Annotated in this window: 16 protein-coding genes; 12 read left to right on the top strand and 4 right to left on the bottom strand. The window is 70.1% G+C overall.

Features of this window, described 5'->3' with window-relative positions:
• Positions 1-125 precede the first annotated feature (125 nt).
• The 3 genes from OG956_RS08120 (at position 126) to OG956_RS08110 (ending at position 3184) form a co-directional block, all read left to right on the top strand.
• The gene (locus OG956_RS08120; RefSeq protein ID WP_330337271.1) at positions 126-1088 is read left to right on the top strand and encodes a diacylglycerol/lipid kinase family protein; all 963 of its coding nucleotides are present in this window, start codon (positions 126-128) and stop codon (positions 1086-1088) included.
• 68 nt (positions 1089-1156) lie between these two features.
• Positions 1157-1525, top strand: coding sequence for a nuclear transport factor 2 family protein (locus OG956_RS08115; protein ID WP_330337270.1), 369 nt, complete (start codon positions 1157-1159; stop codon positions 1523-1525).
• Positions 1526-1615: 90 nt separating this feature from the next.
• On the top strand, positions 1616-3184 hold the full coding sequence (locus OG956_RS08110) for an MmgE/PrpD family protein (RefSeq protein WP_330337269.1): 1569 nt from the start codon (positions 1616-1618) through the stop codon (positions 3182-3184).
• Positions 3185-3447: 263 nt separating this feature from the next.
• On the opposite strand, the gene OG956_RS08105 is transcribed toward OG956_RS08110, so the two are convergent.
• Positions 3448-4206 (bottom strand): GntR family transcriptional regulator, encoded by a 759-nt coding sequence (locus tag OG956_RS08105; protein WP_330337268.1) that lies wholly within the window; start codon positions 4204-4206, stop codon positions 3448-3450.
• Between the two features lie 324 nt (positions 4207-4530).
• Here OG956_RS08105 and OG956_RS08100 point away from each other — a divergent pair, with 324 nt between their 5' ends.
• From OG956_RS08100 to OG956_RS08085, 4 genes are all read left to right on the top strand, one after another.
• Positions 4531-5811, top strand: coding sequence for an extracellular solute-binding protein (locus OG956_RS08100; RefSeq protein WP_330337267.1), 1281 nt, complete (start codon positions 4531-4533; stop codon positions 5809-5811).
• An 84-nt stretch (positions 5812-5895) separates the two neighbouring features.
• Positions 5896-6894, top strand: coding sequence for a carbohydrate ABC transporter permease (locus OG956_RS08095; protein WP_330337266.1), 999 nt, complete (start codon positions 5896-5898; stop codon positions 6892-6894).
• Positions 6891-7721 (top strand): carbohydrate ABC transporter permease, encoded by an 831-nt coding sequence (locus OG956_RS08090; RefSeq protein WP_330337265.1) that lies wholly within the window; start codon positions 6891-6893, stop codon positions 7719-7721. Before OG956_RS08095 ends, OG956_RS08090 begins: the two co-directional genes overlap by 4 nt.
• Before the next feature lie 8 nt (positions 7722-7729).
• A complete protein-coding gene (locus OG956_RS08085) occupies positions 7730-9217 on the top strand; it encodes a glycoside hydrolase family 3 protein (protein ID WP_330337264.1) in 1488 nt (495 codons plus the stop codon).
• Positions 9218-9270: 53 nt separating this feature from the next.
• Here OG956_RS08085 and OG956_RS08080 read toward each other — a convergent pair whose 3' ends face one another.
• Positions 9271-10800 carry a helix-turn-helix domain-containing protein gene (locus tag OG956_RS08080; RefSeq protein ID WP_330337263.1) on the bottom strand — a complete coding sequence of 510 codons (1530 nt, stop codon included), beginning with the start codon at positions 10798-10800 and terminating at the stop codon, positions 9271-9273.
• Between the two features lie 378 nt (positions 10801-11178).
• On the opposite strand from OG956_RS08080, the gene OG956_RS08075 reads away from it, so the two are divergent.
• Positions 11179-13974 carry an aconitate hydratase gene (locus OG956_RS08075; protein ID WP_330337262.1) on the top strand — a complete coding sequence of 932 codons (2796 nt, stop codon included), beginning with the start codon at positions 11179-11181 and terminating at the stop codon, positions 13972-13974.
• An 89-nt stretch (positions 13975-14063) separates the two neighbouring features.
• Here the strand turns inward: OG956_RS08075 and OG956_RS08070 are convergent, their stop codons facing one another.
• The gene (locus OG956_RS08070) at positions 14064-16733 is read right to left on the bottom strand and encodes a SpoIIE family protein phosphatase (RefSeq protein WP_330337261.1); all 2670 of its coding nucleotides are present in this window, start codon (positions 16731-16733) and stop codon (positions 14064-14066) included.
• 422 nt (positions 16734-17155) lie between these two features.
• Positions 17156-20959 (bottom strand): GH92 family glycosyl hydrolase, encoded by a 3804-nt coding sequence (locus OG956_RS08065; protein ID WP_330337260.1) that lies wholly within the window; start codon positions 20957-20959, stop codon positions 17156-17158.
• 339 nt (positions 20960-21298) lie between these two features.
• On the opposite strand from OG956_RS08065, the gene ngcE reads away from it, so the two are divergent.
• The 4 genes from ngcE to OG956_RS08045 all read left to right on the top strand — a co-directional run bounded on the left by ngcE (position 21299) and on the right by OG956_RS08045 (position 26072).
• Positions 21299-22741: an N-acetylglucosamine/diacetylchitobiose ABC transporter substrate-binding protein gene (ngcE, locus tag OG956_RS08060; protein WP_330337259.1), complete on the top strand. Its 1443-nt coding sequence runs from the start codon at positions 21299-21301 to the stop codon at positions 22739-22741.
• Positions 22742-22812: 71 nt separating this feature from the next.
• Positions 22813-23748 (top strand): carbohydrate ABC transporter permease, encoded by a 936-nt coding sequence (locus OG956_RS08055; protein ID WP_330337258.1) that lies wholly within the window; start codon positions 22813-22815, stop codon positions 23746-23748.
• 15 nt (positions 23749-23763) lie between these two features.
• On the top strand, positions 23764-24684 hold the full coding sequence (locus OG956_RS08050) for a carbohydrate ABC transporter permease (protein ID WP_330337257.1): 921 nt from the start codon (positions 23764-23766) through the stop codon (positions 24682-24684).
• Positions 24685-24872: 188 nt separating this feature from the next.
• Positions 24873-26072: an ROK family transcriptional regulator gene (locus OG956_RS08045; protein ID WP_330337256.1), complete on the top strand. Its 1200-nt coding sequence runs from the start codon at positions 24873-24875 to the stop codon at positions 26070-26072.
• The last annotated feature ends 25 nt before the right edge of the window (positions 26073-26097 follow it).

The raw sequence follows: 26097 nt of genomic DNA, 5'->3' as shown, positions 1-26097 counted from the left end.
ACCCGGCGTCAGCCGCGCGTCAGCGCCGTGACAGAGGCCCCCGGCACAGTGGAGATCACCGCGGCGCCGGGCGTCCCCCGGCCCGGTCCCGCCGGTGCCGTCCGACGAGAAGGAGCAGGCCCGCCATGGCAGACACCGCAGCCCCGGCTCCCACCCGGGCGCTCGTCCTGGGCAACCCCGCCTCCGGCAGCCACTCGCCCGAACTGGTCGAGGAGGTACGCCAGGTGTGCGCCTCCTGCCTGGAGTACACGGAGGTGCACCTGACCACGGGACCGGGGGACGCCACGGCCGCCGTGCGCCGCGCCCTGCAGCGGCCCGCGCAGGCCGCGCCCGGGGCGCCGGACCTGATCGTCGTCATCGGCGGGGACGGCACCGTCCGGGAGGCCGTCCAGGGACTCGTGCCCGTGACCGGGAACGCCACCCTCGCGGTCGTGCCCGGTGGCACCGGCAACTCCGGCTACAAGATGCTGTGGGGCGAACGCCCCTGGAGCGAGTCCCTGAAAGCCGTCCTGACCGACAACGGCATCGGCGGCAGCGCCCGGCTGCGCCGCCTCGACCTGGCCCGCCTCGCCGAGACCCGCAACCTGGTGTACCTGGGCGCCTGTTCCGGGGTGATCGCCGACGCGCTGATCACGGCCAGGGAGCTGCCGCTGACCGGCCGGGAGCGCTACGCCCGCGCCTTCGCCGACACGGCCGCCGGCTACGAGCCGTACCCCGGCCGGGTCACCGTGGACGGCCGGGTGGTGCACGAGGGCCCCACGGTCCTCGCCAACGTCGGCGGCGGCCGCTACCGCGGCGGCCGGTTCCTGGTGCTGCCCGACTCGCTGCTCGACGACGGACTGCTCGACGTCTGCGTCATCGGCGGCGCCGTCCCGGCCGGCCGGGTGCCCGAACTGACGCTGGACGCGCGGCACATGGACCATCCGGCGACCGTGTACGCCCGTGGCCGCACGATCACCGTCGAGCGCACCGACGGCGGCCGGCTCCCGCTGGAGCACGACGGCGAGTACCAGCACGGCATCGGCGCCAGGGCCACCTTCGAGGTGCTCCCCGGAGCCCTCCCGGTCTGGGCGCCGGCCCTCCCCTGAACCGGCCCTCCCCCGAACCACCTGTCCGAAGAACCGAAGAAGCAACGCCACGTAAGGAGATCGCCCGCATGAGCGACCTGACCACCACCGTCAACCGCTACCTCGCCATCTGGAACGAGGCGGACGCCGACAAGCGCGCCGCGGCCATCGCCGAGCTGCTCACCGCCGACGCTCCGTACATCGACCCGCTCGCCGCGGTCGAGGGCCACGAGGGCTTCGCGGCCGTGGTGGCCGGCGCCCGCGACCAGTTCAAGGGCCTCAGCTTCGAGCTGCACGGCACCGTCGACGCCCACCACAACCAGGCCCGCTTCCAGTGGGGCCTGGTGACCGAGCCGGGCGCCGAGCCGATCGCCATCGGCTTCGACGTGATCGTCACCGACGACGCCGGCAAGATCAAGGGCATCTACGGCTTCCTGGACAAGGTCCCGGCGGCGTAACACCCTCTCTCACGGCGGGAGCACCGGGGCGCCGGTGCTCCCGTTGCCGTGTCCGCGGACGTACCACCAGGCAGCAGGAAGGTTTCCGCCATGACCGCCGTCCTCGCGGAGAGCGTCGCCCGGGCGCTGTGCGCCGACTGGGCCGAGCAGGGCAGCGTCCTGCCGCGGGCCGCCCGCGGCCGCCCGCCCGCCGACACCCCGCTGCGCGAACTGTCGCACTGGGCCGCGACACTGCGCCCCCAGCACATCCCGTGCCGGGTGCTGAAGCTCGCCGCGAGCCAGGTGCTGTCCCAGATCGCCTCCATCCGCGCGGGCCTCCAGCACCCGCTCGGCAGAAGGCTGGTGGCCGCGTTCGGGCACCCCATGCAGCGCGACCCGCGCCAGGCGGCCGGCGTCTTCGCCGCGCTCGGCTCCTGGCTCAACCTGGACGACACCGCGTACGCCGGGCACCTGTCGAACTCGACGGTCGCGGTGCCGCTCGCCTTCGCCTACGCCCGGCAGCTGGACGGGCTCTCGCTGCTCACCGCGGTCGTCGCGGCCAACGAGTGCGCGGCCCGGATCACCGCCTCCGCGACCCTCGGACCGCTGCGCGGCCAGAGCGCCGTGCACACCCACCTGGCCGGCGCGGTGGCCGGCCGGCTGCACTGCGACCGGGCGCCGGCCACGCTGTTCGAGAACGCCTTCGGGCTGGCCTTCGCGATGCCCAACTGGCCGCTGATGCGCGCCTTCCTGGCCAGCGACGCCCGTCTGTTCAACACCTTCACCCCGGTGCGCACCGCGATGGACGCCTGCGACGCGGCGTACGCCGGGCTGCGCGGGGCGCCGGACATCATGGAGCACAGCGACGGCTTCCTGGCCCGCTTCGCCACCGTGCCGCTGCCGCAGGCGGTGGCCAAGGGCCTCGGGCGCCGCTGGCACACCGACACGCTGTCGTTCAAGATGCACCCGGGCGGCCCCGGCATCGACGCGGCGGTCGACTGCGCGGCGGAGATCCACAAGGAGCTCGGGCCCGTCCGGCCGCGGGACGTGGCCGAGGTGGTGGTGGAGGCCTCGCTGTACACGCTGTTCGCGGGGGAGCGGGCCGCCCGCTATGTCACCGGCCCCGGCTCCCCGCTCGGCGCGCTGGTCCTGGACGTGCCCTATCCGGTCGCCACCACGCTGCTCACCGGCGGCTTCGGCGTGGACGACTTCTCCCCGCCGCACCTGGACGACCCCGACCGCTGGGCGCTGGCCAAGCGGATACGACTGGAGCACGACACCGAGATGACCCGCGAGCTGTTCCTGTCCGACGCGCCGTTCGGCGAGGCCGTGCGGGAGGCGGGCGAGCTGGCCGTGCCGTGGCTGCGCGGCTTCGGCGGCGACGAACTGGTCGACCTGGTGGGCGCGTTGGCCGCGGACGACCGGGACTTCTCCCGGTCCACCAAGGCGACCGGGGCCCGGGTGACCGTACGGCTGACGGACGGCCGTACCGTCTCGCGCACCCGGCTGATTCCCATCGGCGCGGCCGGGCCGGAGACCCGGGCGGGCCATGCCGAGCTGGTGCGGGAGAAGTTCCTGTCGGTGGGCGGCGCGCCGGAGGTCGCCGACACCGTGGACCGGCTGCATCGGATGCGCCCGCGGGCGGTACGCCGCTGGATCGAGACGGCGTTCCTGGACTGACGGCACCGACCGCGGCGCCGGGGTCCCCTTCAGTGGGCCGGTTGCCGTGGATCCTTCAGCGGATCGGTCGCCGCGGTCCCCTTCCGTGGGTCGGTTGCTGTGGATCCTTGAGTGGGTCGGTTGCCGGGGTCCCTTCAGTGGGCCGGTTGCCGCGGTCCCTTCAGTGGGCCGGTCGCGCGGTCGCTTCAGTGGGCCGGTTGCCGGGGTCCCTTCAGTGGATCGGTTGCCGGAGTCCCTTCAGCGGACCGGCCGCCCCCGGCCCCTCAGCGGACCGGTCGCCGCGGTCCCGTTTCTCCCGCCGGCCGGCGCAGGGCGGCCACGAACTTGTAGCGCGAGCCTCGGTACACCGAGCGCACCCACTCCACCGGGGCGCCCGCCGCGTCCCGCGAGTGCCGGGAGAGCAGCAGCATCGGCAGGCCCACGTCCGTGCCGAGCAACTGCGCCTCGCGCGGGGTCGACAGCGAGGTCTCGATGGTCTCGTCGGCCTCCGCGAGCCGGACGCCGTACACCTCGGCGAGCGCCGTGTAGAGCGAGGGGTGCGTCGCCAGGGTGCCGCGCAGTCCGGGGAAGCGGCGTGCGGACAGATGGGTGGTCTCGATCGCCATGGGCTCGCCGCCGGCCAGCCGCAGCCGCTCGATGCGCAGCACGCGCTCGCCCGCCGCGATGCCGAGCAGCTCGGCGAGCCGCTGGTCGGCCTCGGCCTCGCCGAGGTCCAGCACCTGCGAGGAGGGCGTCAGGCCCTGGGCGCGCATGTCCTCGGTGTGCGAGGTCAGCTGCAGCGTGCGGTAGAGCTTGGGCGGGGAGACGAAGGTGCCCTTGCCCTGGATCCGGTCCAGGCGGCCCTCGCCCACGAGTTCGGTGAGCGCCTGCCGCACGGTGGTCCGCGAGGTGCCGAACCGGACCGCGAGCAGCCGCTCGGCCGGCATGGCCGAACCGGGCTGCAGCGCCTCGGCCATGGCGAGGAGCTGCTGCTTGATCCGGTAGTACTTCGGCACGCGCGCGCCGCTGACGTCGATGGTCATGCCTGCCTTCCCGGCCGTGCCGACGGTCTCCCGTTATAGCGACCAACTGCCCTATGGTCTAGTCCAACTCGCCTGGCCGACCGTGGTCCGGTCCAACGCGGGGCGAAAGGGGCGGATGCGGACGGAGGCGCTCCGGTGACGTTCTCGTAACGGCCGGAATCGGCTCGGTTGACCACCCTTGACACCCCGAAAGGTCTAGGCCAAGCTCCACCGTACTGGTCTACACCATTAGTGGCCAGGTCCCGAGCCCTACGTGCAACAGCGTCGTACGCAGGTCACCGCCGAGGGCGTGGGGGGATTAGTGGCATCCCTGAGGAGGGTGGCGTGAAGCGCAAGCTCGCTGCCGCGATCGTGATCGCGGGCATGATGGTCTCCGTTGCGGCGTGTGGCGGAAACGGCGGCAAGGACGGCTCCAAGGACGCGGGACCGAGCAGCTGGAAGGGCCAGACGCTCACCGTCTGGACCATGGACGGCTCCGCTCCGCCGCAGTGGAGCAAGGACGTCCAGGCCGCCTTCGAGAAGAAGACCGGCGCGAAGCTGAAGTTCGAGACCCAGAAGTGGGACGGGATCCAGCAGAAGATCACCACCGCGCTCTCCGAGGACAACCCGCCGGACGTCCTGGAGGTCGGCAACACCCAGACCCCGGCCTACGCGGCCACCGGCGGCCTCGCCGACCTCTCCGACGTCAAGAAGGCGATCGGCGCCGACTGGACGCCGTCCGTCTCCCAGTCCTCCGTGTACGACGGCAAGCAGTACGCCGCCCCCTGGTACTTCGCCAACCGCGTGGTCATCTACAACAAGGCGATCTGGGCGAAGGCCGGCATCAAGTCCACCCCGAAGACCCGCGACGAGTTCTTCAAGGACCTGGACACCATCGGCAAGAAGACCGACGCCGAGCCGCTCTACCTGCCGGGCCAGAACTGGTACTTCCTCGACGGCCTGATCATCGGCCAGGGCGGCGACCTGGTGAAGAAGCAGGGCGACAAGTACGTCTCCAACCTCGCCGACCCCAAGGTCGCCGCGGCCATGGAGCTCTACAAGAGGTACGCCTCCTACTCCAGGGCCCCCAAGGACAAGGACGAGGCCACCCCGCAGCAGGCCACGATCTTCGCCAAGGGCAAGACCGGCGCGTTCATCGGCATGGGCTGGGAGGCCGGTACCGCGATCCAGGCCAACAAGTCCATCGAGAAGCAGATCGGCTACTTCACCATCCCGGGCGCCACGGCCGACAAGCCCGAGGGCGTCTTCCTCGGCGGCTCCAACCTCGCCGTCGCCCAGAACAGCAAGAAGCAGTCCCTCGCCAAGGAGTTCCTGAAGATCGCCCTGTCCGACCAGTACGAGGGCGAACTGGCCAAGCTCAACGGCGTCATCCCCAACAAGACGTCGCTGCAGAGCAACCTGAAGGGCAACGGCGCCGCCGAGGCCGCCGCGCCCGCCGCCGCCGCCGGCGGCACCACCCCGCTGATCCCGGAGTGGGCCGCGGTGGAGAACACCCCGAACCCCATCAAGTCCTACATGACCGCCGTGCTCAACGGTAAGGCTCCCGCCGCGGCCGCCAAGGACGTCCAGTCCGAGATCGACAAGCGCCTGGCCCAGCAGAACTGACGACCCGCGCCGGGGGCGCCGCGGCAGGCGCCCCCGGCCCAGCCGTTCGTACGGCCGGTTCGGCCACGGAAGAGATGACACCTCATGTCAGTGCAGACCCAAGGCACGGACACGGCCGGGGAGCCCGCTGTCCGCAAGGCCCGGACACCGGGGCCGCCACGGGGCGCGGAGCGCGCCTTCGGATCCCCCTCCCGCCGCGGTGCCGCCACCCCATATCTCCTGCTGCTCCCGGCGCTGCTGGCCACCCTGGTCCTGCTCGGCTGGCCCCTGGTCAAGAACGGCATGCTGTCGTTCCAGAACCTCAACCCGCGCCAGCTCATCCAGCACCTCACCGAGTGGAACGGCGTCGACAACTACAAGGAGGTCCTGACCGGTCCGGACTTCTGGAAGGTCGTCGAGCGCACCGTCCTGTTCACCGCCGCCAACGTCGTCCTGATCATGGTGTTCGGCACCCTCGTCGGACTGCTGCTGGCCCGCCTCGGCAAGAAGATGCGGCTGACGCTGATGATGGGCCTCGTCCTGGCCTGGGCCATGCCGGTCATCGCGGCCACCACCGTCTACCAGTGGCTGTTCGCGCAGCGCTTCGGCGTCGTCAACTGGGTCCTGGACAAGCTCGGCTGGCACTCCATGGCCGACTACAACTGGCTCGGCACCCAGTTCTCCACCTTCTCCGTGGTCACCCTGCTCATCGTCTGGATGTCGGTGCCGTTCGTCGCGATCAACCTGTACGCCGCGACCACCACCATCCCCAGGGAGCTGTACGAGGCCGCCGCCCTGGACGGCGCCGGCGCCTGGCAGAGCTTCTCCTCGGTGACCCTGCCCTTCCTGCGGCCGTTCCTGTACTCCACGACCTTCCTCGAGGTCATCTGGGTCTTCAAGGCGTTCCCGCAGCTCTTCGCCATGAACGCGGGCGGCCCGGACCGGCTCACCGAGACCCTGCCGATCTACGCCTACGTCGAGGGCGTCGGCAACCAGCACTTCGGGGTCGGCGCGGCGATCTCCTTCCTGACCATCCTGGTCCTGCTCGTCATCACCTCGTACTACCTGCGCATGGTGCTCAAGCAAGAGGAGGACGAGCTGTGAAGCGCTCGCTCTTCGGCCGTATCTGGCCCAACGCGACCGCCGTCGTCCTCTTCGCCGGCTTCGTGTTCCCCGTCTACTGGATGTTCGCCACGGCCTTCAAGCCGACCGGCGACATCATCGCGGAGAACCCCGTGTGGTTCCCGACGGACGTCACCCTCGGCCACTTCGACCGGGCCGTGCACGCCGACCACTTCTGGACGCTGGTCCTCAACTCCGTCACGGTCACCGTCTGTTCGGTGCTGTGCTCGCTCGTCATCGCCCTGTTCGCGGCCTTCGCCCTCGCCCGGATGCGGTTCCGGGGCCGGCGCGGGCTCATCGTGACCTTCATGCTGGCGCAGATGGCCCCCTGGGAGGTCATGATCATCGCCATCTACATGATCGTCCGCGACGACGACATGCTCAACAGCCTGGTGCCGCTCACCGTCTTCTACACGATGATGGTGCTTCCGCTGACCATCCTGACCCTGCGCGGCTACGTCGCCGCCGTACCGAAGGAGCTGGAGGAGTCGGCCATGGTCGACGGCTGCACCCGCATGCAGGCCTTCGTCAGGGTGATCTTCCCGCTGCTCGCGCCCGGCCTGATGGCCACCTCGCTGTTCGGCTTCATCACCGCCTGGAACGAGTTCCCGCTCGTCCTGATCCTCAACAAGGACATCGAGAAGCAGACCCTGCCGCTGTGGCTGTCGCAGTTCCAGACCGCCTTCGGCGACGACTGGGGCGCCACCATGGCAGCCTCGTCCCTGTTCGCGCTGCCCATCCTGATCCTCTTCGTCTTCCTGCAACGCAAGGCCGTCAGCGGCCTGACCGACGGCGCCGTGAAGGGATGACCCCGCCGATGACCACACTCGCCACGGGCACGGACACCCTCACCCGGGACGCCCTCGCCGTGCTGCAGCCGGGGTTCGACGGCACCACCGCGCCCGACTGGGTGCGCCGCCGCCTCGGCGAAGGGCTCGCCTCCGTCGCCCTGTTCGGCCGCAACGTCGTCTCCGAGGACCAGGTCACCGCGCTCACCGCCCAGTTGCGGGCCGAACGCGACGACCTGCTCGTCGCCATCGACGAGGAGAGCGGCGACGTCACCCGCCTCGACGTGCGCACCGGCTCCTCCTTCCCCGGCAACCACGCCCTCGGCGCCGTCGACGACCCCGGCCTCACCCGCGCCGTCAGCCGCGAACTGGGCCGGCGCCTCGCGGCCTGCGGCGTCAACTTCGACTGGGCGCCCTCCGCCGACGTCAACGCCAACCCCGACAACCCCGTCATCGGGGTGCGCTCCTTCGGCGCGAGCAGCGACCTGGTCGCCCGGCACACCGCCGCCTGGGTCGAGGGCCTGCAGTCCACCGGCGTCGCCGCCTGCACCAAGCACTTCCCCGGCCACGGCGACACGGCCGTCGACTCCCACCACGCGCTGCCCCGCATCGACGTCGACGCGAAAACGCTGTACGAGCGCGAACTGCCCCCGTTCCGCGCGGCCATCGCCGCCGGCACCCGGGCCGTCATGAGCGCGCACATCCTCGTCCCCGCCCTCGACCCCGACCGCCCCGGCACCCTCTCCCACCGCGTGCTGACCGGCCTGCTCCGCGAGGAACTCGGCTACCAGGGGCTGATCGTCACCGACGGCATGGAGATGCGCGCCATCTCCGGCACCTACGGCCTGGAGCACGGCGTGGTCCTGGCGATCGCGGCCGGCGCCGACGCCATCTGCGTGGGCGGCGGACTGTGCGACGAGGGCACCGTGCTGCGGCTGAGGGACGCGCTCGTGGCCGCCGTGCGCTCCGGCGAACTGCCCGAGGAACGGCTCGCCGACGCGGCCGCACGGGTGCGTGAGCTGGCCCGGTGGACGGCGCGGGCCCGCGGCCGCGCGGCGGCCACCGCGCCCGACCCGGAGATCGGCCTGACCGCGGCCCGCCGCGCGCTCACCGTGACCCGCGCGGGCGCCGCCGCGCCGGTCACCGCGCCGGTGTACGTCGCCCGGTTCGAGCCGGCCCGCAACATCGCCGTCGGCGACCAGACCCCCTGGGGCGTGGCCGCCGAACTGCGGCGACTGCTGCCCGGCACCGCCTCCGGCTCCTTCACCGGCGACACCGCGGGCGCCGACGCCCTCGCCGCCGCCGGCGGCCGCCGGATCGTCGCCGTGGTCCGCGACGAACACCGGCACCCCTGGATGCGCGCCGCCCTCGACACCCTGCTCGCCGCCCGCCCCGACACGGTCGTCGTGGAGATGGGCCTGCCCGGAGCCGCCCCGCGCGGCGCCCTGCACATCACCACCTACGGCGCGGCCCGGGTGTGCGCGGTGGCGGCGGCGGAGGCGGTGGTGGCGGGCTGACACCGCGCGGCGCACCGGCGCGGGCAGCCCTCGGCCACCCGCGCCGGCCGGGGTCAGATGTCCCGGAACGTCTCGATCTGCGCCCCCACCGAGTTCAGGCGCTCGGCGAGGTCCTCGTAACCCCGGTTGATGACGTAGACGTTGCGCAGCACCGACGTGCCCTCGGCGGCCATCATCGCCAGCAGGACGACCACGGCGGGGCGCAGCGCCGGCGGGCACATCATCTCGGCGGCGCGCCAGCGGGTCGGGCCCTCGACCAGCACCCGGTGGGGGTCCAGCAACTGCAGGCGGCCGCCCAGGCGGTTGAGGTCGGTCAGGTAGATCGCGCGGTTGTCGTAGACCCAGTCGTGGATGAGGGTCTTGCCCTGCGCGACGGCCGCGATCGCCGCGAAGAACGGGACGTTGTCGATGTTCAGGCCCGGGAAGGGCATGGGGTGGATCTTGTCGATCGGGGCTTCGAGCTTGGAGGGGCGGACGGTGAGGTCGACCAGGCGGGTGCGGCCGTTGTCCGCGACGTACTCGGGGCTGCGGTCGTGGTCGAGGCCCATCTCCTCCAGGACCGCCAGCTCGATCTCCAGGAACTCGATGGGGACCCGGCGGACCGTCAGCTCCGACTCGGTGACGACCGCGGCGGCCAGCAGGCTCATCGCCTCGACCGGGTCCTCGGAGGGGGAGTAGTCCACGTCGACGTCGATGTCCGGCACGCCGTGCACGGTCAGCGTGGTGGTGCCGATGCCCTCCACCTTCACGCCGAGGGCCTCCAGGAAGAAGCACAGGTCCTGGACCATGTAGTTGGAGGAGGCGTTGCGGATGACGGTCACGCCGTCGTGCCGGGCGGCGGCCAGCAGCGCGTTCTCGGTCACGGTGTCGCCGCGCTCGGTCAGCACGATCGGGCGGTCGGGTCGCACCGTGCGGTCGACCCGCGCATGGTACTGGCCCTCGGTGGCGGCGATGTCCAGGCCGAACCGGCGCAGCGCGATCATGTGCGGCTCGATGGTGCGCGTACCGAGGTCGCAGCCGCCGGCGTAGGGCAGCTTGAAGGCGTCCATGCGGTGCAGCAGCGGGCCGAAGAACATGATGATGGAGCGGGTGCGCACGGCGGCCTCGGCGTCGATGGCGGCCATGTCCAGCTCGGCCGGGGGCACCAGTTCCAGGTCGACGCCGTCGTTGATCCAGCGGGTGCGCACGCCGATGGAGTTCAGCACCTCCAGCAGGCGGTACACCTCCTCGATGCGCGCGACCCGGCGCAGCACCGTGCGCCCCTTGTTCAGCAGCGAGGCGCACAGCAGCGCCACGCAGGCGTTCTTGCTCGTCTTGACGTCGATGGCCCCGGAGAGCCGGCGGCCGCCGACGACGCGCAGATGCATCGGCCCCGCGTATCCCAGCGACACGATCTCGCTGTCCAGGGCCTCACCGATGCGGGCGATCATCTCAAGGCTGATGTTCTGGTTGCCGCGCTCGATGCGGTTGACCGCGCTCTGGCTGGTACCGAGCGCCTCGGCGAGCTGTGTCTGTGTCCAGCCCCGGTGCTGCCGGGCGTCACGGATGAGCTTGCCGATGCGTACGAGGTAGTCGTCTGCCATGAGGTTGAGGCTATCTCAGATATGAGATGCCGCCCGTCATAGGGGGCCATTCGGGTGACGACACGTCAACGACCTGCGGAAACGCGGCAGTACGCCCGTTTGGCGGCGAGTGCCCGATTTCAGCCTCATTCTCACCTTAGGAGGTGAATTAGGTGCATTGCGCGACCCCTCGCGCCGCGGCCGGCGTGGAGGGGGTGTCCGGGCATGACCATCCGGCCCCCATGTACTAGAGTTATCTCGACATCGAGATATCTGCCAGGCGCACCGCGGCGCCAGCCACTAAGGGTTACCTAACTTAGCCTTACCTCAGCGGATCGGCCAGACCGGAGTGGCGGCACGATGGACGGTGGTACGCGCACATCAATGAAGGAGACTGTCGTGTCGGCGAACAGCTTCGACGCCCGCAGCACGCTGCAGGTGGGCGACGAGTCGTACGAGATCTTCCGGCTGGACAAGGTGGAGGGCTCGGCCCGCCTGCCGTACAGCCTCAAGGTCCTGCTGGAGAACCTGCTCCGCACGGAGGACGGCGCGAACATCACCGCCGACCACATCCGCGCCCTCGGCGGCTGGGACTCCCAGGCCCAGCCCAGCCAGGAGATCCAGTTCACGCCGGCCCGCGTGATCATGCAGGACTTCACCGGCGTGCCCTGCGTCGTGGACCTCGCGACCATGCGCGAGGCCGTGAAGGAGCTGGGCGGCGACCCGGCGAAGATCAACCCGCTGGCCCCGGCCGAGCTGGTCATCGACCACTCCGTCATCGCCGACAAGTTCGGCACCAACGACGCCTTCCAGCAGAACGTCGAGCTGGAGTACGGCCGCAACAAGGAGCGCTACCAGTTCCTGCGCTGGGGCCAGACCGCCTTCGACGAGTTCAAGGTCGTACCCCCCGGCACCGGCATCGTCCACCAGGTCAACATCGAGCACCTGGCCCGGGTCGTGATGGTCCGCGACGGCAAGGCCTACCCGGACACCCTGGTCGGCACCGACTCGCACACCACGATGGTCAACGGCCTCGGCGTCCTCGGCTGGGGCGTCGGCGGCATCGAGGCCGAGGCCGCCATGCTCGGCCAGCCGGTCTCCATGCTCATCCCGCGCGTCGTCGGCTTCAAGCTCACCGGTGAGCTGCAGCCCGGCACCACCGCCACCGACCTCGTGCTCACCATCACCGAGATGCTCCGCAAGCACGGTGTGGTCGGCAAGTTCGTGGAGTTCTACGGCGAGGGCGTGGCCGCCACCTCGCTCGCCAACCGCGCCACCATCGGCAACATGTCGCCGGAGTTCGGCTCCACCGCCGCGATCTTCCCGATCGACGACGAGACCCTGAACTACCTGCGCCTGACCGGCCGTTCCCAGCAGCAGGTCGCGCTGGTCGAGGCCTACGCCAAGGCCCAGGGCCTCTGGCTGGACCCGAAGGCCGAGCCGGACTTCTCCGAGAAGCTCGAGCTGGACCTGTCCACGGTCGTGCCGTCCATCGCCGGCCCGAAGCGCCCGCAGGACCGCATCGTCCTGGCCGAGGCCGCCCAGCAGTTCGCCAAGGACGTCCTCAACTACGTCGAGGCGCCCGTCGCCCAGACCCCGGCCGCCGCCGCCTCCGTGGTCGACGAGGCAAGCGCCGAGTCCTTCCCGGCCTCCGACTCCCCGGCCTACGGCCACGAGGAGAACGGCGCCGGCGCCCCGCAGCACGGCCAGGGCACCGGTGCGGTCCCGTCCAACCCGGTCCCGGTGACCGCCCCCGACGGCACCACCTACGAGCTGGACCACGGTGCGGTGACGGTCGCGGCCATCACCTCCTGCACCAACACCTCCAACCCGTACGTCATGATCGGCGCCGCCCTGGTCGCCAAGAAGGCGGTCGAGAAGGGCCTGACCCGCAAGCCGTGGGTCAAGTCCACCCTCGCCCCGGGCTCCAAGGTCGTCACCGACTACTTCGAGAAGGCCGGCCTCACCCCGTACCTGGACAAGCTGGGCTTCAACCTCGTCGGCTACGGCTGCACCACCTGCATCGGCAACTCCGGCCCGCTGCCGGAGGAGGTCTCCAAGGCGGTCAACGACAACGACCTCGCCGTCGTCTCGGTCCTGTCCGGCAACCGCAACTTCGAGGGCCGGATCAACCCCGACGTCAAGATGAACTACCTGGCGTCCCCGCCGCTGGTCGTCGCCTACGCCATCGCGGGCTCCATGAAGGTGGACATCACCCGCGAGGCCCTGGGCACCGACCAGGACGGCAACCCGGTCTACCTGAAGGACATCTGGCCGACCGAGGCCGAGGTCAACGACGTCGTCGCGAACGCCATCGGCGAGGACATGTTCGCCAAGTCCTACAGCGACGTCTTCGCGGGCGACGCCCAGTGGCAGTCGCTGCCGGTCCCGACCGGCAACACGTTCGAGTGGGACCCGCAGTCCACCTACGTCCGCAAGCCCCCGTACTTCGAGGGCATGGGCATGGAGCCGGCCCCGGTCGAGGACATCACCGGCGCCCGGGTCCTCGCCAAGCTGGGCGACTCGGTCACCACCGACCACATCTCCCCGGCCGGTGCCATCAAGGCCGACACCCCGGCCGGCAAGTACCTCACGGAGCACGGCGTCGAGCGCCGCGACTTCAACAGCTACGGCTCCCGCCGCGGCAACCACGAGGTCATGATCCGCGGCACGTTCGCCAACATCCGCCTGCGCAACCAGATCGCGCCGGGCACCGAGGGCGGCTACACGCGTGACTTCACGCAGGAGGGCGGCCCGGTCTCCTTCATCTACGACGCCTCGCAGAACTACCAGGCCGCCGGCATCCCGCTGGTCGTCCTGGCCGGCAAGGAGTACGGCTCCGGCTCGTCCCGCGACTGGGCGGCCAAGGGCACCGCGCTCCTCGGCGTCAAGGCCGTCATCGCCGAGTCGTACGAGCGCATCCACCGCTCGAACCTCATCGGCATGGGCGTGCTGCCGCTGCAGTTCCCGGAGGGCGCCAGCGCCCAGTCGCTCGGCCTGACCGGCGAGGAGGCCTTCTCCATCACCGGCGTCACCGAGCTGAACGAGGGCCGTACCCCGCGCACGGTGAAGGTCACCACCGACACCGGTGTCGAGTTCGACGCGGTCGTCCGCATCGACACCCCCGGTGAGGCCGACTACTACCGCAACGGCGGCATCATGCAGTACGTGCTGCGCAACCTGATCCGCAAGTAGGCGGCAGGCCACCCAGCGGTCAGGGCCGCACCCCCCACCCAGCGGTCAGGGCCGCACCCCCGGCACCGGGGGTGCGGCCCTCGGCCTCGCTACGGCAGCTCCTGCTCCGCCCAGATCACCTTGCCCCGCGGGCTGTACCTGACGCCCCACCGCTCGGTCATCTGCGAGACCAGGAACAGGCCGCGGCCGCCCTCGTCGGTCGTCGCGGCGTACCGCAGATGCGGCGCGGTGTTGCTGCCGTCCGCCACCTCGCAGATCAGCGTGCGGTCGCGGATCAGCCGCACATGGATCGGCTCGGCGCCGTGCCGGATGGCGTTGGTGACCAGTTCGCTGAGCACCAGTTCCGTCGCGAAGCCGAGTTCGGCGAGTCCCCATTCCCCGAGCTTCTCGGTCACCGCCACGCGCATGTCCGCCACGGCCGCCGGATCGGGCGGCACGTCCCAGTCGGCGACCTGGCCGGGGGGCAGCGCCCGGGTGTGCGCGACCAGCAGCGCCACGTCGTCCGTGGCTCCTTCGGGCAGCAGCTCGTCCAGCACATCCTGGCACATCCCGTCCGGCGGCCGGCCGGCATGGGCCGCCAGCGCCTGCCGCAGCAGGTCCATGCTCACGTCCAGGTCACGGGTGCGGTTCTCGATGAGGCCGTCGGTGTAGAGCACCAGCCGGGTGCCCTCGGCCAGCTCCAGCTCGGCCGTCCGGAACGGCAGGCCCCCGATGCCCAGCGGAGGCCCGGCGGGCACGTCCGCGAAGGTGACGGTCCCGTCGGGGTGGACCAGGGCGGGCGCCAGATGCCCTGCCCGCGCCATCGTGCACCGGCGCGTCACCGGGTCGTAGATCGCGTACAGACAGGTGGCGCCGGCGATCTCCCTGGCCGCCTCCGCGCACGCCTCGTCCTGGTCGATGCGGCCGACCAGGTCGTCCAGATGGCTCAGCAGCTCGTCGGGCGACAGGTCGAGAGCGGAGAAGTTGTGCACCGCGGTCCGCAGCCGCCCCATCGTGGCGGCGGCGTGCAGGCCGTGGCCGACCACGTCGCCGACGACCAGGGCCACCCGGCTCCCGGACAGCGGGATCACGTCGAACCAGTCCCCGCTCACCCCGCTCTGCGCGGGCAGGTAGCAGTAGCCGACGTCGAGGGCGTTCTGCTCCGGCAGCGCCCGCGGCAGCAGGCTGCGCTGCAGGGTGACCGCCAGTGCGTGCTCACGGGCGTAGCGGCGCGCGTTGTCTATGCTGACGGCGGCGCGCGCCACCAGCTCCTCCGCGAGCGACAGGTCCTCCTCGTCGAAGGGGTCCCGCTTGGCACGCCAGAACGTCGCCATGCCCAGTACCGCGCCGCGGGCCCGGATCGGAGCGACGATGAGCGACTGGATGCCGTAGTCGAGGATGGCCCTGGCGCGCTGCGGATCCTGCGCCCGCCAGTCCTGCACGGTGGACAGGTCGGGCACCAGCTCCGCGTGGCCGGTGCTGTACCCCCGGCCGTGGGGCGTGGACGGCAGGAAGTCGATCAGCCGGTCCTTCTCGTAGAGCGGGTGGTCGTCCCGGACGCCGTGGACGGCGACGCGGCGCATGTCCGTCGCGGTGGCGGCCGGATCCTCGCCGTGCAGCACGGCGTCCGCCAGGTCCACGGTGACGAAGTCGGCGAACCGCGGCACGGCGACCCGCGCCAGCTCCGCGGCCGTGCGTCCCGCGTCCAGCGTGGCGCCGATGCCCAGACCGGCGTCGTAGAGCAGCTTGAGCCGCTCTCTGGCGGCCTCCGCCCGACCGGACACCGCCTGGAGCTCGGTGGAGTCCCGCAGGGTGACCACGGTCCCTCCGGGGCCTCCGGCGTGGTCCGTGGGCCGCTGGTTGACCGCCAGCAGCCGTTCGCCGGCGAAGAGCACCTCGTCACTGGCCTCGCGTCCGGAGGCGAGCAGCTCCACGATGTCGGGTTCCAGGCCCGGCTGCTCGGACACCCGCCGGCCCTCGGCCTCGGCGGGCAGCTCCAGCAGCCGCCGGGCCTCGTCGTTGACCAGCAGCAGCCGGCCGTCGGCGCCGACGATGAGGACTCCTTCGCGCACCGCGTGCAGCACCGTGTCGTGATGCTGGTACATGCGTGTCATCTCGTCCGGGGCCAGGCTGTGCGTCTGCCGCCGCAGCCGCCGGCTCATCAGCGCCGTGCCTCCGGTCGACACCACCAGCGCACCGGCCCCGGCCCCCAGGATGATGGGCAGCTGCCGGTCCACGGCGTTGGTGATGTTCTTGACCTTCAGCCCGGCGGAGACCAGAGCGACGACCTTGCCGTGCGTGTCCTTGATCGGAACGGTCGCCTGCTCCTCATGGCCGAGCGGTCCGTGGACGCTCTCCGTGTAGACCCTGCCGGCCAGCGAGGGCCCGATCGTGCCCACGAACCGGTGCCCGATCTTGCTCGGTATCGGGTGGGTGTAGCGGATGCCGTGTGTGTTCATGACCACGATGAAGTCGACGCCGGCCGTCTTGCGTCCCGCCTCGGTGAGCGGCTGGAGGATCTGGGTGGGGTGCGGGGCCTTCAGCGCCTGCAGGATGCCCGGGGAGTGCGCGAAGGTCTGGGCGACGGCGATGGAACGGCGTCGAGCCTCGGTGCCCGTGTCCCGCTGCGACTGCAGGACCAGGGCGACGACGGCGCACAGCACGAGCGCCGCGACGAGAGCCGCCTGCAGGACGAAGACCTGCCCGGCGACGCTTCGTGGGCACTTGCCGATCACAGACCGCCAAGAAGGACGCTTGGCTCGGCCAGGGGTGTCCGACATGCGGCCTTTGTAGCATTCGTATCCCCGTGTGGCTATGGCTGGGCCGCCGGCCGGCCGCACGCCCCTTCCTGCCGGAGTCGAATCGACGCAGGTCGCAGGCGTGAGAACAGAGGCTGAGGCGAATCACACATTCTCCGGGCGCCCTGCGCCTGTGCTCTGGGCGGACCCGGCGTCCAGGCGCACCGGGTCCGCGAGCCGGGCGGGGAGGGGGGTTCGGAGAACCCGCCCGGAAGGTGCTGGATTGTGATGTCGGACACAGTTTCTGCCGCAGCTCGGCGACAACGTTGTCCATGGCCGGTACATGACTCTACCTCGGCAACCGACAACGATGTCAACAGGTTTGGGGCACGAGGGCGGGAACGACGACGAAGAGCGGCCGTCCCCTCGCAGAGGACGGCCGCTCGCACTCCCGCCGGTACGCGTCAGGCCAGCAGCTCCACCTCCGCCAGCGTCGACGCACCGTCCAGCACCAGCCGGTACTTCGTGTACCTGCCCGGCGCGGCGATCGTGAACGCCCGGGTCTGGCGGTCCCAGGTGAACGTCTCCCCGGAGCGGTGGTCCAGGGTCTGCCAGGTGGCGCCGTCCGTGGAGCCCTGCAGCGTCCAGCCGGCCGGCGCCTTGGTGCGGTCGGCCGAGGAGGTCAGCGTGTACTGGACGGGCGTGACGGCCCGGTCCACCGGCAGGTCCACGGAGGTGACCGTGGCGTCCGTCGCCGAGGTGTCGTCGAACAGCGGGCCGTCGCCCTTCAGCACGTCCGACCGGGGCGCCGGCACCTTGTCGTCCTGGGTGATGGACACCGGCGCCGCGTTCCTGCCCGTGCCCCAGGTGGACGGCCTGGACCCCATGGAGAACTCCAGCACCCCGCCCTTGGCCAGCAGCGCGTGCGGCAGCGACGTGGACGTCCAGGGCCGGCCGTCGAAGGTGACACCCTGGACGTAGACGTTCCGGGCGCTGTTGCCGGGCGCCTTGACCACCAGATCACGGCCGTTCTCCAGGTGCACGGTGACCTTCTTGAACAGCGGGGAGCCGATGGCGTACTCGCCGCTGCCCATCACCAGCGGGTAGAAGCCGAGCGCCGAGAACAGGAACCAGCCCGACTGCTCGCCGTTGTCCTCGTCCCCGTGGTAGCCCTGCCCGATCTCGCTGCCGAGGTAGAGCCGGGAGAGGATCTCCCGGACCGCCGCCTGCGTCTTCCAGGGCTCGCCGGCCGCGTCGTACATGTACGCCACATGGTGCGCGACCTGGTTCGACTGCCCGAGCATGCCCATCCGGACGTCCCGCGCCTCGGTCATCTCGTGGATCACGCCGCCGTAGGAGCCGACGAACTCCGGGGAAGCCGTCTCCGGGGCGGAGAAGAAGGCGTCCAGCTTGTCCGCGAGCCCCTGCCGGCCGCCGTAGAGGTTGGCCAGGCCCCGGCTGTCCTGCGGGACGCTGAAGGCGTACCCCCAGCCGTTGGTCTCCGTGTAGTCGTACCCCCACACGCGCGGGTCGTACGCGGCGGAGTCCACCCGCCAGCCGCCCTTGGCGTCCCGCCCCTGGAAGAAGCCGGCCTTGGAGTCGAAGAGGTTCACATAGTCCCGGGCGCGGTTGAGGAAGTACTCCGACTCCTCCTCGTAGTGCTTCTCACCCGTCTTCCGGTACAGGGCCTCGCCCATCCTCGCGATGCCGTAGTCGTTGACGTACCCCTCCATCGCCCAGGACAGGCCCTCGGGGGTGTCGGTGCCGGTGTAACCGAGGAAGGGCGAGGTGCTCATGCCCTTGCGGCCCACGCCCGACATCGGCGGGACCACGGTCGCGTTCTTCAGGGCCGCGTCATAGGCCGCCTTCGCGTCGAACTTCACGCCCTTCACATACGCGTCCGCGAACGCCACGTCCGAGGAGGTGCCGGTCATCAGGTCCGCGTAGCCGGGGGAGGACCAGCGGGAGGTCCAGCCGCCGTCCTTGTACTGCTGCACGAACCCGTCCACCATCTCGCCCGCCTGAGAGGGCGTCAGGAACGAGTACGCCGGCCACGTCGTCCGGTAGGTGTCCCAGAAGCCGTTGTTGACGTACACCTTCCCGTCCACGATCTTCGCACCCGTGTGGGTCGGGGTGTCCTGGCTCGGCATAGGGGAGAACGGAGAGGCGTACCGGTACGTGCCCCCGACCTTCTCGAAGCCGGAGTTGGGGTACAGGTACAGCCGGTACAGGCTGGAGTACAGCGTGGTCAGCTGGTCCGGGGTCGCGCCCTCCACCTCGACCTTGCCGAGCAGCCTGTCCCAGACGTGCTGCGCCCGCTCCTCGACCGTGCCGAAGGAGGCGCCGTCCGGGATCTCCTGGCGCAGGTTGTCCTTCGCCTGGTCCACGCTGATCAGCGAGGTCGCCAGGCGCAGGGTCACCGTGCGGCTCGAGCCCGCGTCGAAGCGCAGATAGCCCTTGACCCCGCTCGAGCCGCCGTCCGTCACCGGCTTGTCGAACTCGCCGTACACGAACAGCCGGGTCGCGCCGGCCGACAGACCGGACTTCACGTCCGAGTAGCCGGTGACGATCCCGTGGTCCTTGTCCAGGGTCAGCCCCGCCTGCTCGGTGACGTTGTCGAACAGCACGCTCGCGTCGTCGCCTGGGTAGGTGAAGCGCAGCATCGCCGCGTGGTCGGTCGGCGTCATCTCGGCCTTGAGCCCGTTCTCGAAACGGACCCCGTAGTAGTACGGCCGCGCCGTCTCGTTCTCGTGCCGGAACGGCAGCGCCCGCGCCTCGCGGCCGGTGTCCGGGGTGCCCGACGCGGCCGACGGCATCACCTGGAACGTCTGCCGGTCGCCCATCCACGGGCTCGGCTCATGACTCGCGCTGAACGCCTGGATCGTCGGCAGGTTGTCGTCGTTGTTCGCGCGCGCGTACTCGTACAGCCAGCTCAGCGACGACGCGTTGGTCACCGGGGTCCAGAAGTTGAAACCGTGCGGAAGGGCCGTCGCCGGGAAGTTGTTGCCGCGCGAGAAACTGCCGCTGGAGTTGGTGCCGCGCGTGGTCAGCGCGTAGTCCGACAGGTGCGCCTTCGGCCGCTCGGGCGCAACCGGCCTCAGGGACACGTCGTCGATCCAGCCGCGGAACTTCGCCGGCCCGGCGGGGGAGTCGTACCCCACCAGGATCCGGTCGACCGTCCTGCCGGCCGCCACCGAACCGATCCGCGCCACCACGTTGTTCCACTGGTTGACGTACAGCGCCTTCGCCTCGCCCTGCCCGCGCGGGGACAGCGGGAACCCGTGCTGGTCCAGCGCGCCCAGACCGCTCAGATACGTGCCGTCGGTGAAGGCCAGGTCCAGGGAGACGTTGGTGGCGTCGTAGTCCCGGTCCCCGTCGGCCATCTGCGGGAAGATCCGGTACGACAACTCCGTGTCGGCGCCGACCTTCACGTTCACGTCGAAGACCTTGTTGTACGAGTACGCCCGCCCGGCCGCCGTGTGCCGTCCCGCGTACCGCAGCGCCCGCCTCCCGGTGAACCCGGCCCGGGCCTTCGCCGTCGGCGAGGCGGTCGGGCCCTTGTCCACCAGCGTCAGCATGTCCTGCGGCACCGGGCCGCCCCCGCCGCCGGTGGAGAACTGCACATCGGCGATCTGCAGGATGTCCGAGGCGCCGTTGTTCCTCGTGACCTCCAGCCGGAAGTGCTGGTACTCGGCCGGCTGGTCCAGGTCGTAGGACTTGGTCTGGAAGCGCTCGGAGAACGTCTCGCCCGAGCGGGTGTCGACCGTCTTCCAGTCCTTGCCGTCGGTGGAGCCGAGCAGCGTCCAGTCCCTGGGATCGCGCTCGGCGTAGTCGTTGGCCGAGGTCAGCGCGTACGTCACCAGCTTGACGGGCTTGTCGAGGTCGAACTCCGCCCAGCCGGTGGGCTCGAAGGTCAGCCACTTGGTGCCCGGCTCGCCGTCGGTCAGGTTCTCCTTCACCTCGCCCGCGCCGGTGTTCTCGCCGCTCGCCCTGACCTCGGTGACATGGTCGTTGACGTTGCCCGGTATGCCGGTGCTGTAGCCGCCGTCGACACCCGAGGCGCGCTTGGCGCCGTCCGGGCCGGTGTCGACGGTGTTCAGCCAGTCCGGCGCCGGATCACCCGTCTCGAACGAGGATGCGAACTCCCGGTCCGCCACCGGGGCCCTGGCCGGCAGGGCGACCGCCGCGCCCTGCGCGCCGACGGCCATGACAAAGGCGGCCGTGAGGACGACCGCCGGACCCCATCTGTGCCGCGTTCTCCGCTGCATCTACGGATTTCCCCTCCTGCGACCGCCGTGGACAACGTTGTCAGCTTCGGTGCGCAGGAACCAGTAGGGCGTCAAGTGACCGGCGGTGTCAAGGGTGTTGGCTGTGGCATTCAGGCACTTATGCGGCGGGTTTTTCTCGCAGGCGCTCCACAAGGGCCTCATATTTCCGCGAGGTCTCAACTCGGAAAAGACCCATCGCCAACCTTGCATTCGATCTTGCTCCGCTGGCGGGAAGTGGACTATACCTGTCGGCGTTTCCCGCACAACCCTGCACTACCCGACCGCGGTGCCGGGGAGGATCCGGTTCACCGCCTGAGTCCTGGAAGCGAGGACTTGAGCATGGGATCCACTGCGCACCACGGTGGCGAGGGTGTCGGCCGCCGCGATCTGATCAAGCGTTCGGCGGCGCTCGGACTGGCGTCCGTGCCCGCCATGGGCCTGCTGTCCGCCTGCGCGAGCGGCGGCGGGGGCGGCGGCTCGGACGAGGGCAACACCAAGGGGAAGTCGTCCAAGGACAATCCGTTCGGCGCCAAGAGCGGCAGCAAACTCGATGTGGTCGTCTTCAAGGGCGGCTACGGCGACGACTACGCCAAGGCGTGGGAAGCCGACTTCAGCAAGAAGCTCGGCATCACCTCGACCCACACCGGAACCCAGGAGATCACCGGCAAGCTGCAGCCGCGCTTCAACGCCGGCAACCCGCCGGACATCGTGGACGACTCCGGCGCCCAGCAGATCAAGATCGACGTCCTCTACAAGAACGGCTCCCTGCTCGACCTCTCCGAGGTCCTGGACGCGCCGTCGGTGGACGACCCGAGCAAGAAGGTCCGTGACACGCTGATCCCGGGCACCCTCGACCCGGGCGTCCAGGAGGGCAAGGTCGTCGCCCTCAACTACATCTACACGGTGTGGGGCCTGTGGTACTCCGGCAAGCTCTTCAAGCAGAAGGGCTGGGAGGCGCCGAAGACCTGGGACGACTTCCTCGCCATCTGCCAGGACGCCAAGAAGCAGGGCATCGGGGGCCTCGCCCACCAGGGCAAGTACCCGTACTACATCAACGTCGCCATCATGGACCTCATCGCCAAGAAGGGCGGCATCGACGCCGTCAAGGCGATCGACAACCTCGACCCGAAGGCGTTCGTCGGCTCCGAAGCGGCCCAGGCGGGCGTCGAGGCGATCTACGAGGTCGTCGAGAAGGGCCTGTTGATGCCGGGCACCAACGGCCTGACCCACACCGAGTCGCAGACCCGGTGGAACCAGTACAAGGCCGCGTTCATCACCTGCGGCTCCTGGCTGGAGAACGAGCAGCTGAAGCAGACGCCGACCGACTTCGACATGAAGTTCCTGCCGATGCCGCTGCTGCCCGGCAGCAAGATGCCGTTCGAGGCGATCCGGGCCGGCTCCGGCGAGCCGTTCATCATCCCGGCGAAGGCGGCGAACCTGCCCGGCGCCAAGGAGTTCATGCGGCGGATGCTGTCCAAGGACTGGTCGACGCTGTTCGCCAAGGAGGCGAACTCCCTGACGATCCTGAAGGACGGGGTGGACCCGAGCGTGAAGCTGCGGCCGGGTACGCAGTCGACGGTGGAGGCCTCCAAGGCGGCCGGCTCCAACACGTTCCGGTATCTGTACCCCGACTGGTACAGCGAGATGGACACGGCGATCCAGAACGCGTCCAATGAGCTCATGGCGAAGCGGATTCAGCCGAAGGAATGGCTGAAGAGGTGTCAGGCGGCGGTGGACAAGCAGGCCAAGGACCCGGCCAGCAAGAAGAACCACCACGCCTGAGTTCGAACGACCGGATTCGGGGCCGGGAACCGTTACGATTCCCGGCCCGGAACATCAGGGGCAGGAACGCCATGCGCAAAGGGCAGTACCGGTTCGTCGCGGGGTTTCTCCTCGTTCCCGTGGCGCTTTATCTGATCTTCGTGATCTGGCCGTACATCCAGACGTTCGGCTATTCACTGACCGACTGGAAGGGCCAGTCCCAGACCTTCGGCTTCGTCGGTCTGGACAACTACAAGGCGCTGTTCCAGGACGACGTGTTCCTCGAGGCGATCTGGCACAACATCCAGTTCCTGATCTTCATCCCGGTCATCACCATTCTGCTCGCCCTGTTCTTCGCCTTCATGCTGAACGCGGGCGGGCGCGGCAGGGCCGGCGGGGTGCAGGGCGTCGCGGGGGCGAAGTTCTACAAGATCGTCTACTTCTTCCCGCAGGTGCTCTCGCTGGCGATCCTCGCCGTGCTGTTCAACGCGGTGTACCGCAGTGACGGCGGCGGTCTGCTCAACGGCGTCCTGATCAAGGCCAGCCTGGTCGACGCCGACAACCCGGTGGAATGGCTGAACGAGCCGCACCTGGTGCTCTGGGCGCTCATGGTCGCCGTCATCTGGCAGGGCGTGGGCTTCTACCTGGTGCTGTTCTCCGCCGCCATGCAGTCCGTCCCGAAGGACATCTACGAGGCCGCCCTGATCGACGGCGCCAGCCGCAACCAGTCCTTCTTCCGCATCACCCTGCCGCTGCTGTGGGACACCGTGCAGACCGCCTGGGTCTACCTCGGCATCGTCGCCATGGACATGTTCGTCCTGGTGTCCTCCATGACCCAGAACATGGGCGCGTACGGCGGCGGCCCCGACCATCACAGCGATGTGATGTCGACCGTGATGATGCGCAACTTCCTGTACTACGGCAAGAGCGGCTACGCCTGCGCCATGGGCGTGGTCATGCTGCTGCTCACCCTGGTCCTGTCCGTCGTCACGCTGCGCGCCACCCGCCGCGAGCGCATCGAGTTCTGAGCGGGAGGAGAGACGATGAGTGCACTCAAGGAGACCGCTCCCGCTCCGGCCGGCGGGCCCGTGGCCAAGGCGCCCGTCCGGTCCGGCGACCGGCACGGCGAGGGCGTGGTCCTGAACGTCTTCTCGCACGGCTTCCTCGCCGTGTGGGCGCTGCTGATCGTGCTGCCGCTGCTGTGGCTGGTGCTCAGCTCCTTCAAGACCGACGCCCAGATCGGCGGCTCCGCGTTCGGCTGGCCGCACGACTGGTCCTTCGACGTCTTCCGGCGGGCCTGGAACAAGGGCATCGGGGACTACTTCCTGAACACCGTGATCGTCCTGGTCTTCTCGGTGCCGCTGACCATGCTCTTCGGCTCCATGGCGGCGTACGTGCTGGCCCGCTACCAGTTCTGGGGCAACCGGCTGCTGTACTACTTCTTCGTCGCCGGCGCCATGTTCCCGGTGTTCCTGGCCCTCGTCCCGCTGTTCTTCATGGTCAAGCGGCTGGACATGCTGAACACCTACCAGGGCCTGGTCCTGGTCTACATCGCCTACTCGATGCCGTTCACGGTGTTCTTCATGCACGCCTTCTTCCGGACCCTGCCCACGGCGGTCTTCGAGGCGGCGATCCTCGACGGCGCCTCGCACACCCGGACCTTCTTCCAGGTGATGCTGCCGATGGCCAAGCCGGGCCTGATCAGCGTGGGGATCTTCAACACTCTGGGCCAGTGGAACCAGTTCATCCTGCCGACGGTGCTCATGCAGCCGCAGAGCGGCTCCGACCCCGAGCGCTATGTGCTCACCCAGGGCCTGATCCAGCTGCAGCAGCAGCAGGGATACGCCTCCGACCTGCCGGTTCTGTTCGCGGGTGTGACCATTGCGATGATCCCGATGCTGGCCGTCTACCTGTCCTTCCAGCGCCAGGTGCAGGCGGGTCTGACCTCGGCGACCCTGAAGTAGCGCCACGCGGCGCGACCGATCGTGCGCACGCTGTCCCGGCCCCCGGGACGGCGTGTTCGCTTGTGTCCGGGGTACCCGGAAACGGTTCAACCTCTTGACGTGAGTCACCCCGAACGGCTCAGCTTAGAGTTCACTAGTTGGACATACGCGGGGCCTCGCCGAAGCGGCCCCGCGCTCAGGAGGTCGTCGTGGAGACTCCAGGGTCGCAGTCGTCGCTGCACCGAGCCAACCTGGAGCGGGTCGTACGGGCCGTGCGCCTGGCCGGATCCCTCACGCAGGCGGAGATCGCGCGGACGACCGGTCTGTCCGCCGCGACCGTCTCCAACATCGTGCGGGAGCTGAAGGACGGCGGAACCGTCGAGGTCACGCCCACGTCGGCGGGCGGGCGGCGGGCCCGCAGCGTCAGCTTGAGCGGGGACGCCGGGATCGTGATCGGCGTCGACTTCGGGCACACCCATCTGCGCGTCGCGATCGGGAACCTCGCCCACCAGGTGCTGGCCGAGGAGTCCGAGCCGCTCGACGTCGACGCCTCCGCCGACCAGGGCTTCGACCGGGCGGAGGAGCTGGTCAGCCGCCTGATCGCGGCGACCGGCGTGAACCGGTCCAAGGTGGCCGGCGTGGGGCTCGGCGTGCCGGGCCCGATCGACGTGGAGTCGGGCACGCTGGGGTCCACCGCGATCCTGCCCGGCTGGGGCGGCACCAAGCCCGCCGAGGAGATGCGCGAGCGGCTCGGCGTGCCGGTGCACGTGGACAACGACGCCAACCTGGGCGCCCTCGGCGAGCTGGTCTGGGGCAGCGGGAAGGGCGTGCGGGACCTCGCGTACATCAAGGTCGCCAGCGGTGTCGGCGCCGGTCTGGTGATCGACGGGAAGATCTACCGCGGTCCCGGCGGCACAGCTGGCGAAATCGGACATATTACACTCGATGAGTCCGGCCCGGTCTGCCGTTGCGGGAACCGCGGCTGCCTGGAGACGTTCGCGGCCGCGCGCTATGTGCTCCCGCTGCTCCAGCCCAGTCACGGCCCCGACCTGACCATGGAAGGCATCGTGCGGCTGGCCAGGGACGGAGATCCGGGCTGCCGCCGGGTGATCGCCGACGTCGGCCGCCACATCGGCAGCGGGGTGGCCAATCTCTGCAATCTGCTGAACCCGAGCCGCGTGGTCCTCGGCGGTGATCTCGCCGAGGCCGGTGAGCTGGTGCTCGGGCCGATCAGGGAGTCCGTCGGCCGCTACGCCATTCCCAGTGCGGCGCGCCAACTGTCCGTTCTTCCGGGGGCACTTGGCGGCCGTGCGGAGGTGCTCGGGGCGCTCGCCCTCGCCCTGAGCGAGATGGGCGATTCGACTCTTTTGGACGGGTCGCTGCCGATGGCGGCCCCCGCCTTCACTTAGAGAACGGATGGCACCGTTGCCATCT

It is taken from the genome of Streptomyces sp. NBC_00557 (assembly GCF_036345995.1).
In the GTDB taxonomy this organism is placed as follows: Bacteria; Actinomycetota; Actinomycetes; order Streptomycetales; family Streptomycetaceae; genus Streptomyces.
The sequence above is the reverse complement of the archived record's forward strand: the minus strand, read 5'-3'. Positions and strand labels throughout refer to the sequence as shown.